The sequence below is a fragment of the Psychrilyobacter atlanticus DSM 19335 genome (genome assembly GCF_000426625.1).
Classification (GTDB): domain Bacteria; phylum Fusobacteriota; class Fusobacteriia; order Fusobacteriales; family Fusobacteriaceae; genus Psychrilyobacter; species Psychrilyobacter atlanticus.
In genome coordinates this window covers 494,391-509,399 of the sequence record NZ_KE384548.1, presented here as the reverse complement: position 1 = coordinate 509,399, position 15,009 = coordinate 494,391, and the positions used below count along the sequence as shown (strand labels likewise).

The 15,009-nt window shown below is 27.3% G+C and carries 14 protein-coding genes and 1 riboswitch; of the genes, 3 read left to right on the top strand and 11 right to left on the bottom strand.

The genetic code is table 11. The annotated features are described in order from the left end of the window. Positions 1–133: 133 nt before the first annotated feature. From cfa to K337_RS0114225, 3 genes are read right to left on the bottom strand one after another with little or no spacing between them, the layout of a single operon-like run. The gene (gene cfa, locus K337_RS0114235; protein WP_028857194.1) at positions 134–1,270 is read right to left on the bottom strand and encodes a cyclopropane fatty acyl phospholipid synthase; all 1,137 of its coding nucleotides are present in this window, start codon (positions 1,268–1,270) and stop codon (positions 134–136) included. A gap of 28 nt (positions 1,271–1,298) precedes the next feature. After that, positions 1,299–2,150 carry a patatin-like phospholipase family protein gene (locus tag K337_RS0114230; protein ID WP_028857193.1) on the bottom strand — a complete coding sequence of 284 codons (852 nt, stop codon included), beginning with the start codon at positions 2,148–2,150 and terminating at the stop codon, positions 1,299–1,301. 26 nt (positions 2,151–2,176) lie between these two features. Next, positions 2,177–3,403: a CynX/NimT family MFS transporter gene (locus K337_RS0114225; RefSeq protein WP_037029953.1), complete on the bottom strand. Its 1,227-nt coding sequence runs from the start codon at positions 3,401–3,403 to the stop codon at positions 2,177–2,179. Between the two features lie 321 nt (positions 3,404–3,724). On the opposite strand from K337_RS0114225, the gene K337_RS0114220 reads away from it, so the two are divergent. The 3 genes from K337_RS0114220 to K337_RS18620 are packed head-to-tail and all read left to right on the top strand — an operon-like array spanning position 3,725 to position 6,315. After that, entirely contained in the window at positions 3,725–4,798 is a 1,074-nt protein-coding gene (locus K337_RS0114220) for an HlyD family secretion protein (RefSeq protein WP_028857191.1), read from the top strand. 10 nt (positions 4,799–4,808) lie between these two features. After that, complete coding sequence (locus K337_RS0114215) at positions 4,809–5,855, top strand: hypothetical protein (protein WP_028857190.1); 1,047 nt, start codon at positions 4,809–4,811, stop codon at positions 5,853–5,855. Between the two features lie 13 nt (positions 5,856–5,868). Continuing rightward, complete coding sequence (locus K337_RS18620) at positions 5,869–6,315, top strand: MarR family winged helix-turn-helix transcriptional regulator (RefSeq protein ID WP_051251803.1); 447 nt, start codon at positions 5,869–5,871, stop codon at positions 6,313–6,315. Between the two features lie 162 nt (positions 6,316–6,477). Here the strand turns inward: K337_RS18620 and K337_RS0114205 are convergent, their stop codons facing one another. The 8 genes from K337_RS0114205 to K337_RS0114170 all read right to left on the bottom strand — a co-directional run bounded on the left by K337_RS0114205 (position 6,478) and on the right by K337_RS0114170 (position 14,989). Then, positions 6,478–6,702 (bottom strand): hypothetical protein, encoded by a 225-nt coding sequence (locus tag K337_RS0114205; RefSeq protein WP_028857189.1) that lies wholly within the window; start codon positions 6,700–6,702, stop codon positions 6,478–6,480. A gap of 236 nt (positions 6,703–6,938) precedes the next feature. Beyond that, positions 6,939–7,340, bottom strand: coding sequence for a toxin-antitoxin system YwqK family antitoxin (locus tag K337_RS18615; RefSeq protein ID WP_051251802.1), 402 nt, complete (start codon positions 7,338–7,340; stop codon positions 6,939–6,941). Between the two features lie 59 nt (positions 7,341–7,399). Next, entirely contained in the window at positions 7,400–7,594 is a 195-nt protein-coding gene (locus K337_RS0114195; RefSeq protein WP_028857188.1) for a hypothetical protein, read from the bottom strand. A gap of 57 nt (positions 7,595–7,651) precedes the next feature. Further along, a complete protein-coding gene (locus K337_RS0114190) occupies positions 7,652–10,201 on the bottom strand; it encodes a hypothetical protein (protein WP_028857187.1) in 2,550 nt (849 codons plus the stop codon). 58 nt (positions 10,202–10,259) lie between these two features. Continuing rightward, entirely contained in the window at positions 10,260–10,685 is a 426-nt protein-coding gene (locus tag K337_RS0114185) for a hypothetical protein (RefSeq protein WP_028857186.1), read from the bottom strand. 117 nt (positions 10,686–10,802) lie between these two features. Next, positions 10,803–11,303: a hypothetical protein gene (locus tag K337_RS0114180; RefSeq protein WP_028857185.1), complete on the bottom strand. Its 501-nt coding sequence runs from the start codon at positions 11,301–11,303 to the stop codon at positions 10,803–10,805. A 65-nt stretch (positions 11,304–11,368) separates the two neighbouring features. After that, positions 11,369–12,085: a fimbrial biogenesis chaperone gene (locus K337_RS0114175; protein ID WP_028857184.1), complete on the bottom strand. Its 717-nt coding sequence runs from the start codon at positions 12,083–12,085 to the stop codon at positions 11,369–11,371. Positions 12,086–12,185: 100 nt separating this feature from the next. Further along, positions 12,186–12,271: riboswitch (cyclic di-GMP riboswitch) on the bottom strand. 534 nt (positions 12,272–12,805) lie between these two features. After that, positions 12,806–14,989 (bottom strand): HD domain-containing phosphohydrolase, encoded by a 2,184-nt coding sequence (locus tag K337_RS0114170; protein ID WP_028857183.1) that lies wholly within the window; start codon positions 14,987–14,989, stop codon positions 12,806–12,808. Positions 14,990–15,009 lie beyond the last annotated feature (20 nt).

The window sequence follows — 15,009 nt, the reverse complement described above, 5'->3', positions numbered from 1 at the left end:
TTTGTTTTGGCAGCAAAAGTTAACGACATTTCTTATTTACACAATTTGTCCTAATATAATTTTTTCCATAATAGTCCAATCATTGTAGGATTTTATATATAGAATAAAATAAAAGGAGAATAAAGTATTGATTCTATACTACCCTAGAAAATTCTGGTGTTTCTCTCCCAATTTTAGAAAGTACTAATTGCCAAGTATTTAAATCTCTAGATCTAAATGCTCCTGCACAACTTAATAAATAATATCTCCACATTCTATAAAATTTGTCACCATATTTATCTTTTAAATTATCCCATCTGGCTTCGAAATTTTTATTCCACTCAACTAATGTTTTATCGTAATTTTCACCTATATTATGTAAATCTTCTAAATTAAATTTTTTCTCCATCGCTTGACCTAATTGAGAAATTGAAGGTATTATTCCATTTGGAAATATATATTTTTTAATCCAAGGATCTCCTTGATTAGATGCATGAGATTCAATACCTCCTATTGTATGCAATAGGAATAATCCATCGTTTTTTAAGAAATTGTCAGCACATTCAAAAAATTCTTTATAATTTAATGGACCTACATGCTCGATCATACCAATAGAAACAACTCTATCATATTTTCCAATTGGATCAAATTCTCTATAATCCTGTAAAATAAAATTAACGGTTAAACCTTTACATTTTACTTCTCCTAATTTTTTTTGCTCTTTAGATAAAGTGAGTCCATCACATATTACTCCATAGTGCTCAGCTGCATATTTCATAAATGACCCCCAACCACAACCAATATCCAATACTCTCATTCCTGGTTTAAGTCCCATTTTTTTACAAACCAAATCTAATTTTTTTTCTTGAGCTTCATCTAAATTTTCAGTGTCTTTAAAATAAGCACAAGTATATGTCATATACTTGTCTAACATAGATTCAAATATATCATTTCCTAAATCATAATGAAAAGGGACATCTTTTTTAACTCTTAAAATACTCTGAGGATTGATTAATTGTTTTAATTTTTGTCCCCCTAACTGAAGTTTTTGTTTTCCTGACAATTTTTTATCAATTTGAGCTCTTAATACACGATTTATCATCTCATCAATAGATTCACATTCCCATAAATTATCCATGTATGCTTCTCCAAACCCAAGTGAACCACCTGCTATCACTCTATCAAAAGTTTCTTCATCTTTAATTTTAATATCCCAGGGTCTGTCTCCATCTAATTTAATATCTGCTATCTCTAATAATTTTTCGAATATTTTGTACTTTGAACTTTTCATAATAACCTCCATCTTATATTTAATTAATTTAATTATTTAAAAATTCTTTTATACTTTTTATCTCTTCTTTTACTTGAATCCATCCTGTTTTATAATACTTATCTAATTTTTTTAAATCATGCTCAATTATAGAAGAACTCATTTCTCTAGGCCTTATAACATAAGCTCTTCCTACTTTTTCTAACAGCTCTAAAATTTGTAATGATTCATTATAGTGTTTGTACCTATTTTTTATAGTTTTAGTCAAATTAGGATATTTCCGATACCAAATAGAAGAAATCTTGTGATACCATCCCTGCCTTTCTTCAAACCCTTTTGGATGGGTAAGAATAACTATTATTTTTTTATTTCCGTCTGCAATAGCTTTTCTAATTGGAATAGAATCAGAGATTCCACCATCCAAAAAAATATGATCTTTATATTTCACAGTTTCTGTAAGAAATGGTAATGAACAAGAGGATCTTATAATATCGTCAACTTCACTTGGATGATATTTATTTTTTTCAAAATAGACTGGTTGACCTGTTAGACAATCTGTACTCACACTTATAAAATTTTTTTTGCTTTTAAAAAATTTTTCATAGTTAAAAGGATATTTATCTCTATTAACAAAATCAAAAACAAATTTAGCATTCATTATATATTTTCCTCTAATCAACCTTTTAAAATTAATGAATCTGTCATCATTTACATACTCTGTATAAACTTTATAATTTCTTTTTTTTTGTTTAGCAATATAAGCTGCTCCATTATATGCACCGATAGATACCCCGATTACATATGGAATTTCTATGTTATATTCCAAAAAAGCATCTAAAACTCCTGCAGTATAAACCCCTCTAGTTCCACCGCCTTCCAAAATTAATCCAAAATTTTTCATATACAATTACTCCTTTTATAACAATTTTAATGATGAGTAACTTCGTCTCTTCCTGCTTGTATTCCAAAATATATTAAAAGTAAAACAGCTAATATAAATATAATAATGGGAATCTCCCATGATTTAGTAAGGTCAAATAAAAATCCTATTAATAGTGGTCCTAATGCTGCAAGGAGATACCCTGCTGACTGAGCCATTCCTGAAAGCTCTGCTGCCTTTTTTGCATGAGGAGTACGAAGTGATATAAATACAATAGAAAGACTGATCGATCCTCCCATACCTAAACCTACAAATACCAATGAAACAATGATTGAAACTTCACTTCCTGCAAATAAAAGTAAAACCATTCCAATTAGATATATTGCTGAAATAATACTCGCAATTAATTTTTGATGTTTAAATTTATCTGCAATAATTGGTATTATAAGAGTTGCAGGTAGACCTACTAATTGAAATAATAATGCCATTGATCCTGCAAATTCACCACTCATTCCTTTTGATTCAATTATTGAAGGTAACCATGCAACAAGGGAATAAAATAATAGTGACTGCGTTCCCATAAACAATGTAACCCACCAAGCTAATGGTGATTTCCATATAGACTTACCTTTCAATTGAGCTTGAGTAGCTAAATCGTCATTATTACTAAAACCTTCTGTTTTCCTTAATTGAGGAAGCCATACTACTGCTGTTATCAATGTTAATATTATCCATATTCCTAAACTGTTTCTCCAGGTTAACCCAAAAGTAGTTGTTAAAGGGACACTTACACCAGCTCCAATAGCCGCAAAAATACACATACTTGTAGTATAAACACTTGTTATTATTCCTACATTATTTGAAAATTTATGTTTTATAACACTAGGTAATAGTACATTCCCTATTGCAATTCCGATTCCCATAAGAGCAGTTCCTAAAAATAACCCGAAACAACCTGTATATGATCGAATTAATTCTCCTGCAACTATCAAAAGTAGTCCTCCAAACATTGTTAATCCATGACCAAATTTATGACTGATCTTAGAAACAAATGGTGAAAATACAGCAAAAGCTACTAATGGTAATGTGGTAATAAATCCCGCCATACTGTTATTTAAAAGATATTCTCCTTTAATTAAACTTATAATTGGCCCAATTGAAGTAATCGGCGCTCTCAGGTTAAAAGAAACAAAAATAATTCCTAAAATGACTAATGTTGAATGTAACGTAAGAACTTTTTTATTATTTTTTAAACTTATTGTATTTGATTCCATAATTTTTCCTCCTTAATTCATTAACACTTAAAATTTTGTACAACATCAAACTTCCATTGGTCATCCAATCATTGGACAACTGAATTCTATAACGTTTTAAAATAAAAGTCAAGAATATTTTATTATTTTTAATTTTAAAAAAAGATTTAACTGAAAATGAATTCTATGATTCTACAAGAAAAGCTGGATTAGTTCTTCAGCTTTTTTTATTTTTTGGATATATTTATCACATAATAATTATTTAACTTCAAACAAAATTAGTTGACTAGTAAACTGTTTTAGTATAGAATTACAGAAAATAAATTATTTAGGAGTGATAAAATGTTAAAAATTTTAAAAGAAATGAAAAAAGGTTATATAATCTTAGTATTATTAATGATATTTATATTTATAATATCATCTTTATTATCTTACTATACACCTTATTCTGGAAGATCTTTTATAGAATATAATTTAACACCAATTTCATCAAATTTAAGTGGTAAAGTCACAAAAATATATGTAAAAGATAATGAATTTGTAAAAAAAGGAGATCCAATATTTGAAATAGATAGTATAAAATATATAGAAAATATAAATGATTTAAATGCTCAATATCGTAAAGCTTTAGACAATATAGAGGTTTCAAATTCAAAAATATTACAGGCAAAAAGACAATTAAATCAAAATAAAACTATTTTAAAAAAGATAAAATTAGATTATTATAGGTTTAAACAATTATATTTTGAAAAATTAATATCAAAATCAGAATTTGAAAAATATGAAGTAGATTATAATAATGCTATTGAAGAAGTTAAAATATCAAAAGAGTATATCATAGGATTAGAAAAAGAAAGAGGAGATAATTCAAAAGATAAAAATAATGTTTTATTAGCTCTTAAAAGTAAAATAGTAAGAGCTAATAAAGATTTAACTGATACTGTAATAAGATCACCAATAAATGGAATTATATCAATGCATCAGTTTTCAATTGGCAAAATGATATCTAATAATTCTACATATGGATATATTTATAATAAAAATAATTTTAATGTGTACGTCGATTATATGGAAAAAAGTTTAATAAATATGGAATTTAAACAAAAAGCACTTATCATTTTTGATGCTATCCCAGATAAGTTATTTAAAGGTCATATAGAACGAACAACATCAATATTAGATTCTGGATATACTAATTCTAAGGATCTATATAAAATAGATGAAAATACACGATGGATAAGGCCAAGTGGAAGAGTAAGAGTAAAATTGATATTAGATGAAAAAATTCCAGATAATGCTAATATAAGCAGTGGATCAAAATCAGCAGTTGTAATATTAAATAAAAATCATAAAATATTATCATTTATTTCTATTTTATGGTTAAAAATATCAAGTTTTATAAACTATATTTATTAGAGGTAAAATTATGACATTAGAAAAAGAAAATAAAAATTATTATTGTAGATTGGTTTGTAGTACTGTATCTGGTATTGTTTTAGCTCATATTTTACATAATTTATTTAGTAGTACTGTTATAATAGGTATATTTCCAACATCTTTAATATTAGGAATGAAAAAGTATGATCCTAAAGATATAATATCGAAAATGTTGTACATGGCTATAGGTGGTATAATTGGTTTATTTGTAGCTGAATTTTTATATGGTTCACCTATTGTAGCTAATCTTTTTTCTTATATAATATTTTGTGGAGTATTAAATTTGTTTGCTTTTAATTATAAAACAGTACATATATATTATTTTTTATTTTATTATTTACTATTTACTATAAAAGGTAGTTATATAGAACTTCATTATGATGAATCTTTTTTACAGAACATGGTCCAATTAGGTATAATTTTTATATTAATATTTATTATATATAAAATATTTCCTTCTGAAGCTGAAGATGTAATAAGTAAACCATATACAAAAATTAGTGTACCTAAAAATCATATATATTTACATGCTCTAATATTTCTATTATTTTTAAATCTTTCTATGTTATTTGAATGGAGATTTGCATTTTTTGCTTATATTACATTAGCTGGATTATATAGAGATTTTAATTATAGTAGAATGATAATTAGAGCAAAAAAGAATATAAAAATCCATTCTTTAGCATGTACAATGGCAAGTATATTTAGTTTTATTTTGTTTGCTAAAGTAGGAAATTTTATATTGTTAATAATTTTTTTAACTGCTTTTTATATGTATCTGGTTAAAGATGTAGTATATGGGGATGTAAAAAAAAGATATGAAAAAGTAACTTTAATAAATGCAACTATAATACCATTAACTTTATATTTAAATACTAGCGGTGCTATACTGTATAAGGCTCATTTAAGAGCTGTAATGATATCATCTATTATGATATTTTCATTTATCTTTTTAGATATAATTGTCATTGTTATGTCCGCTAAAAAAATAAAAGAATTAAAATTAAATAATATAAAAGAATTACAAAAAATTTAGGGGAGTTGGAAAAGTGAATATAAAAAGAAAAATAGTAAAAGATATTGCATTACTTTATAGAAAACAATCTTCTATATTAAATCATTATTTAAAAGAATTAGATATATCATCTGGTAATTATCCTATTATAGTTGAAATTTTTAATAATGAGGGAATATCTTTAAATGAAATAAGCAAAAGAATTTATATGGATAAATCTGTCGTAACAAGATTTGTAAATATATTAATTAAAAAAGATATCGTAATAAAAGAAAAAAATCAAAATGATAAAAGATATTATAATTTATATTTAACAGAAAAAGGTGAAAAAATATATTATAAATTAGTAAACGCAGGTAAAAATTATTATAATGATTTATTTAATAAAGATGTCGATATAAACATAGAAAAATTTTATTCAGATATAGAAACTTTATTAAAAGAAACAAATAAAATATATAATAATCTAAAAAAAGATTAATTATATTACTCGACTTGTATTGAAAATTTTAAAAAAATAAAATTGCAAATAAAGAAAAAGATGACGATAAATATCAAGTTCATCATCTAGGGTGTAGAAATAGACCTCATTCTAATTATTTTGAGCTAGAAGCTCAGAATATCGCAAGTCCTGTAAAAAAAGCTACTGCACAAATAGGTAACACATATTATGCTTGTAAAGTCTGTGGTTAGTTGAAAGAAGGAGTGTTAATTCAACACTCCTTCTTTCATATTCATAGGATTTTTCAAATTCCGTTAGTTCAATGTAATCTCTATAAATTATACATCCATAGACAGTAGATCCTGCTGCTGCCTTTCTCCATTTTTTCCCGGATTTGAAATAGATTGTTCCTTTTTTTAATTTCATAGAAACTGAAACTTTTATAGTCTCCTACTGATCTTTGGTAGGTTCTAGGACTCTCTAATTTCGTTTCTAAGCGATTTTAAATTTTAATCATGTTAGATTCCTAATATGAAATTGATTACAGTCTTGAAAACCATAGTTGCACAATAAAAAAGGACAAATAGATTTAATTTACCTACTTGCCCTTCTTTGGATATTTAATATGAATGTTCCAATTACTTATTAAGGAACTTTTGTTTTTAATCAATAACTTTTCCATCTTTATAATTCCATTTATTTTTGAGTTGTCCATTCTCATAATAGGAAATATTTCCACCATTTTTTAATCCATTTTTAAAATTTCCTTTATATTTAATGTTCCCATTTTTATAATAGTCAATCGCTTCACCATGTTCATCACCATCTTTAAAATTTGTTTTTTCCTCTATTTCTCCTGTTTCAAAATAGAGGGTAGTTTCTCCAACTTCTAATCCATTTTTATAGTGTACTTTAGCTCTGAGTTGTCCATTTTCATAGTAAAAAAACCACTCACCATCTAGTTTATTATTTTTGTAATTTTCTATTTCTTTTATCTTACCGTTTTCATAGTAGGTAATAAATTTGCCATTTTTATTATTTTCTTTATTTATTTTTGATTCCATTATACCCCTCCTTTTTTTTTATACTTTATAAGAAATATTTATCCTATATTTTAATGATGTTACCTTAATGAATCCTCCAAAATATTGATCTCTCCAAGTTGTATTTTCTTCAATAATTTTTTCAATAGCTTATTATATTCAAGAACATTGAGGGAATCAATTTGAAGTTTATTATTCTTGATCTCAACCTCTAACAATGCCCTAATTATTTTTACTTCCTTTAGATCCATTTTTAAATCTGCTGTATATTCCATATTTATCACCTCTATTTAGTACTTATTTTTTTATTTTAACCAAATAACCTTATTTCTCTACAACTTTCCTATTCCAAAAACAAACCCATCATAAAAATCTCCAGATTTCACAATTACTGGAAGTTCATTATCTTTGAAATTAATTTCTTTTTCACCTTTATATTCTATTTTCAAAACATATTCTCCAGGTTGGACATCTTCAAACATAAAAAATCCATCCATTTCAGATTTAAAGCTTTTTATTATTTTTCCTTTATGAACTAGGTGTATCTCAATTTTTTTTAATATATCTTCTTTCTCATCTTCTGAAAAATTTCCATTTTCTATAAATATATCTCCAGCTATACTGGAAATTGGTGTAAGTGGAATATGTATTTCTTTTCCACTTGCAGGTAATGCTATAAATTTACCTGAACCTTCAGCCATTGAAAGCATAGGGTCTAAATTTTCATAAGATATATCTAATTGTTGTATCTTATAAGGCTGTATACCATCTATATAAAATTTACCATTATTTTCTGTTAATCCTTTACTCTTATTTCCTATAAATATCTCTACATCTTTAAAACATTCTTCATCTTTATCTTTTTTTCTATTTCCATTGGAATCTAGAAATACTAAGCCTTCTATCCATGATGTTTCAGGATTACCAGTTTTAGTTTTTGCAAAAGGTTTTTCAAGATTCACTACTTTTTCTCCATAAAAATTCATCTTAATATTGTCTCTAGAACTCTCATAATTAAAAAGTGTACTTACATCATCAGTGAAATAATAAGTGAAGTCAATAGAATATCTAATCTCCTCAGTTTTTGGATTATAATCAATACCTGCTCCGTAGGATAATCTTTGCCCTCGTTTTCTCCTTTTATTCACTTTTAATTTATAGTTTTCTTCTATAATTTTTCCATTCTCCCAATCATGGGAAGTTCCCAATATAAGATTTAAAGTTTTAGATCCTGAATAATTTATATTTAAATCCATCCCATATTTTGAATTTTTTTCTTCATATTTATTTTTAATAGAGAAACGTAATGGTTTAGCAACTCTATATGATAGATCTACTTTATACTCTATTTTTTTCTCTAGATATTCCTCTATATCCATTCCTATGGTATAGTTTAGCTTTTTGTACCTTCCTCTTAAATTTGCTTCATATTTTTTATCTAAATTTTTTTCTTCTGAAAATCTTTTAGAATAATGCTCAAAACGCAGATCTAAATCAAAACTACCTAATTTTAACATTAGGTCTCCCAGGTAGGTATCCTGTCTTTTATCGCTGTCTAAATCATAGTCCCATTGAAATTTCATTTTCAGGGGATGTTTTATACTCTGTGTTCTCCAATAGAAGTTATTTTCAAGAACGTTATACTTCTTTTTTTTCTCACTTTCATGGTTTAAACTCCATCCTCCAAGTTTATAACTTAGGTTATCTAAAATTCCATAGGAGATATCTAAAGCCAGATGTTTTTCACTTTGTTTGGTTTCACCAAGATATAGATTATAATCATAACTTCCCTCATTTAAAAATTCTTTTCCCGAAAGTATCTTTATTTTCCTTTCTTCCACAAGGAGCCCTCTTTGATCATAAAACTTCAAGATAAAAGTATCTGAGTAAGATATCAGTTCTATATTTTCAAATTCATAACTGTTATCTTCAGCTTCTTGGTAGTCTATTAAAATTTTATTTTGATAGAGTTCAACTGTTATTCCATTTGGAACGAATCCACTGATATTATTTTTTCCTCTATCATAATAAGTTTTATATTTACTCTCTTTTATTACTATCCCGCTTATCTGACTGGAAGCATCAAAAAGGTTATTTCCTTGGAGATAGGTGTCTCCTATCTCAATAGTTTTACCTTCAAACACATCTGGATAATTCATCCTCCAATAATTTAGCTCATATTCTGGATAAGCCTTAAATGAAGCAGCAAAATCTCCATATAGCAACGGAGTTCTATAGTCTATATCCAGCTTACCATAATCCTCCTTATGTTCTTCCTTTTCTTGATCAAACCATTTTAAAATATCATCGGCATTATATTTTAATTTTACCATCCCCAGTGACAGTAATTTTTTTTCTATATCCTCTTTCTTCTTCTTTTCTCTTTTTTTCTTTCTTATTTTATTTCTTCTTTTCTTTGCCTTTTCCCTAAGCTCTATGCTCAAATAAAAATTTGGATAGATTGTTAACCTGTAATCATCTAGATCCCATTTCACATTTGTTATGGGTAGTATTTCAGGTAGACTCCCCACCTCTATATATAATTCATTATTTTTTATGAAACTTCTATCGTCATCAAACTTCCAGTAAACAGATTTTTCTCTTTTATTTCTAAAAAATTCTGCTTTTAGTTTTCCAGAAACAACTTTTTCTTTCTTATCTATTTCTATCCCTGAAAGTTCTATAAAATCTAAAAAATTTCTTAGGCCTATATATACTTTTTCTGTTTCATAGTTTAAAAAAACACCAAAGAAAGGGTCTTTTAATTTATTCTTAACATCTATCAGCATATAGCCTTCTTCAAAGTTTTGAGGTATTCCATCTGCAAAAGTAAGTATATTAAATAAAAATAATAAGATAAATAGATATTTTTTAATTTTCATACTCCTGCTCCACTTCGATAATTTATTTGATATTTTTTTAAACTCTGTACTAAAAAAATCAGTTTATACTTTCGCTAGTTACCGTTATAATTATATTTTCATCTATTTCATTGTTGCCTGTAGCAGTATCTTTAATACTAATCATTCCTCCTATATAAAAAGGTAAATCTGTGGGTATTTCATTCCACTTCCCTGTAGAACTAATAAATTCAATAGTTATATTTTCACTATCTAGGAAAAGTTTATTCTTTCTGATATCTCCGCCGCTAAAAGATACAGATACAGTATCTGTTGGTTTAGAGGATACAAATGAAACTATTACTCCATTTCTATCTGCTAGAATAGTCGAGTTATTGCTCCCACTGTCAGGGATTACTATATAGTCAAAGTCAAGTCCCCCGCTTATATCAACATCCAAATTTGCTGTACTAAAGGTTATTGACTCACATATGATAAATATCAATACTAAAATTATTTTTTTCAAATGATTCACCCCTTAAAAATTTTAGCTATATTTCGTCAAAAAAATAAAGTATGGCATAAAACCATACTTTAAATAGTTATATTTTCTCAAAACTCTAAATAGATTTTCTATTATATATTAAACAATTGAGTCATAAGTTACAGTTACAGTTACATTTTCACTAATATCTACATCTGAACTAGTCGCTCCAGCGCCAACTGTAATTGTCCCACCTATGTATAAAGGTGTTGTTGTTGGTATTCCAGCCCATGTCCCAGTTGAAGTAACAAAATCAACATAAACTTTATCAGCTTCTTTAGTATATTTTGACCCTTCTACCCCTGTTCCACTAAGTACAACTGATACAGTTTCATCTTTATCAGCAGCATTGAAACCAACTGTGATACCAGTTGAATCTGTTCCAATAGTTCTTGTATTAGTTCCTGAATCAGGAATTACAACATCTCCAAACGCCATATCTCCTGAAATGTCAACGTCCAAGTTAGTTATAATTTGTGCACTTAAATTAAAAGTTCCAGTATCTACGTGACCTGTAGTACTTGTAGGTGTTGAAGGTGCTCCAAAGGTAATTGATGATAATGCAAGTATCCCTGTTACTAGTAAAATTCTTTTCTTCATAATAATTAATCTCCTTTTTTCCTTTTTTTTTGTAAAATTTTTTGACATCTATATTTTTTGTCGTTTTACAGCTTGTATATTTTTTCAAATTTATATTTTTTATTTTTCTCATAAAATAGTACCGTAATTTTCGAAGTTTTCTTTATCTCTTCCAATTCAATTCCGATATTTTTTGTAGTTCCTCTAAATAGAGAGGCTGCTTTTTTATCTATTTTTTTCAGCAGTTTATTTTTTTTATCATAAAATTTTATCTCAGCTCTCAATGCAAAGGAAGTGTTTCCGGTGTTTTTAACCACCCCATTCAGCTTATACCCCTTTTGAGTTTTTTTTACTTTCAATTTTTCATATTCTGCTGCATAGATGAGATTCCCTGTTCTTCCATAGATTGGTGTACCAACTCTAAGACTGAATCCTTCATCACCTATTTGCTTGATTTCTTCATAGTACAATACACATCTGTATTCACCATCAGCGATATGACGGTCCTTTGGTGGCTTCACTATAAACCTTACCCTTTTTCTTCCATTTGCCGGTATGGTGACATATCTAGGATAAACCTTTACCCAATCACCCATATATAATTCCTCATCTTTAAGGTTTGCTGGTTTTTCTGCGTATATTTTTACTCTTAAATTTTTATTTCCTGTGTTCATTATAAGCTGTTCCTGGGTTTTGGCTCTGTTCAAAGTAATCCCAAAGGATGGTTTTATTACAGAAAAACCAGCATAACTATAAGTAAGAAAAACTAAATTTAAAATTATTACTCCTATTATTCTTTTCATGGTTCCCTCCATTTAAATCAAAAAAATGCAAAAAAAAAAAAATGCATAACCTTAATAAGTTATGCATTAAAATTAAAAAATTAACTAAAGTGCTTAAATTAAAGGCAACTGGCAGCCATATCTAATATAGACGTAGACCCTATAGCTTTGCGTCCCAAGGTTTCCCAAGGTTTGCTATTTTCTTTTTTATCAAATATTTCAAAAAAAATATTTGGTCATATGCTAAACATATTTTAATTTTAAAAAAAATGTATGGCACATTTCATAACGGATGTTATTATAACACGATTTACTTTCAGAAAAAATTAAAAAAAATTAATCCATTTTTGAATTTCAAAACAAACACGTTTCATTTAACTGCATAAGAAATCAAATTAGAACTAAAAACAAATTAAAAGGTCATGAATAATGAAAAACTAAGGGTAATTTTTATTTTTTTCCATAATTTTATTTTTATAAATTACACTTCTATAATAAAAGCCATTAAAAGTATAGAAAAAAATGAATTACTAGGTCACTGTTTTAAAACTTAGAAAGATGATAAATTAATATGAAATAGAAGATAATTTATTGATGAAAATCCTTGAAGATACATTAGAAAAGATATCTACAAGTGAAATTAAAGACTTCGTAGAATCTGTAGATTAAAAAAATATTGAATAACTAAAAAGAGCCTCTTAAAAATTTTAAGAGGTCTCTTCCTTTATAAAATAATTTTAACTACTTTTCATTGTCGAAAATATCTTTAAAGTGATTATGATTTCTTAGAAAAATTCTGACTATATAGGGATCAAAATGTTTTCCACTTTCAGAACTTATTATTTCTACTGATTTTTCATGGGTAAATGATTTCTTATATACTCTTTTCTGCCTCAATGCATCGTAGACATCTGCCAGAGCTACTATTCTGGCTTCAAGAGGAATTTCGGTTCCCTTGAGTCCCTTTCCATAGCCGTTCCCATCCCATTTTTCATGGTGGTACCTTATAATATTTAGAGCCACTTCACTTACCTCTAAATCCTTTATCATATTATACCCTATCTCTGCATGTGTTTTCATAGTTTCAAATTCTTCTTCTGTTAATTTTCCAGGTTTCTTTAGAATGGCATCGGATATACCTATCTTACCTATATCATGCAGGGAGGCATAAAGACCTATCTCCTTTATAAATTTATTAGATAGTTTCATTTCATATGCTATAAATTCAGAATACCTGCTTATCCTCTTTACATGATCTCCGGTATCTTCGTCATTATATGTGTTGGCGTTTTCCAGTGCTTCTACCATTCCCAGAGTTATATTGGTTAATTTTGAATAGAGTGCCTTAAATTTTTTTAAATGAATATACACTGCCAAAAATCCTAATGCTGAAATTAAAGTTATAATTATTGAAATTTTAAAATCTTTTATAACTTTAATTTTTCTTTCTAAAAAATTATTTTTTCTGGATTCTATACTGGAGAAAAAATCCTTTGTATATGAATTTATTAAAAAATAAAGAACTTCATTGTCTTTAGGGATACCAAATTTAAGGCTTATTTTGTCTGAAATAATTCCAGTAGTTTTTATACTCTGTATATTATATTTTTTCAGTAAATAATGAACTTTTCGTACTCTGCCTATTATAACATCGACAGCTCCCTGGTCTAAAGACTCTATAACATCTCTATCTGTATCAAATAAAACAAGATTTTTTTCTAATCCTTTCTTTAGAAGATAAGTTTCTTCTAAACTTCCTTTCCTCGCTGCTATCTTGTATTTTTTTAAAGATTCAAGGTTGGATATATAGCCGCGTTCTTCCCTGTTGAAAATATGAAATTGAAAGTGTAGATAAGGATCTGTGGTAAGAAAATCATTATTATTATTTATATCTTTCCCATTTATGGCTGCAACGTATGGGTTGATATGAAATCCTTCCATGGAATCAGATTCTTCAAATAACATTTTAATCCCAAAAATTTGTTCAATCTCATAAAAATAGTTCAAAAGAAATCCGTTATGTTTTCCCGAACTATCTCTGTAATATATTGGATAAGCATTTATATTTTTTGGAAGAAGGACTTTTAAAGTTTTATTTTTTTTCAGGTAATTTTCTATCTCTTTGGATATTTCAAGATGATCCTTTGTATAATCTAAGACTTCTTTATAGACAGCTTTATTGGTCAAATCAAAGGTATCAGATATCCTGCCTATTATATCTATCAAAGGTTTATACTTATAAAGACCACCGATATAATAGTCTGTTTCCAAGGAGGAAGATGAATAGTTGATTTTAATCTCAGGAACATTATTTTTTAGAAGGTATTTTAAAGTATCTTCAAGGTCATCAACATATATATCTGCTTCTCTAGAAAGAAGACTCTGGACCGCTTCCTTAAAATTAGGTTTTTGAACAACCACTACCCTGTTCCCATATTTGTTTATAACTTTATTTACAATCTGGTCATTATGTAAATAAACTACAATTTTTCCAGATAAATCTGTATTGGAGTCAGTAATGGGGTAATCTTTTCTGGTCAGAAAAACTCCATTTAATGTAATCGGTTTTTCTAAATAATAATAATCACCGCGGTTCCTTTTATAATCCTCTACTCCCATTACTATATCAAGGGTTCCTGAATTTATTTCCGCTTCAAACTCGTTTTCATCTTTTTTTATTATTTCAAACTCCATTCCTGTACTATTTTCTAAAATTTTAATGAGTTCAAGATAAATACCATCGTATTTTCCCTTAACTGAATAATTCAATATTCCCAAATCGCTGTCCAAATAGATTTTAATCTTATCTTTTTTTATAGATTTAATCCATTCTTTTTCTTCTGAAGTCAGCGGAACAGTAATTAACTTTTTACCAAAAGCTGAGATGGAAAAAACGAATAAAAATATCCATATAAATTTTTTCATAAAACCTCCTTAATTTATTA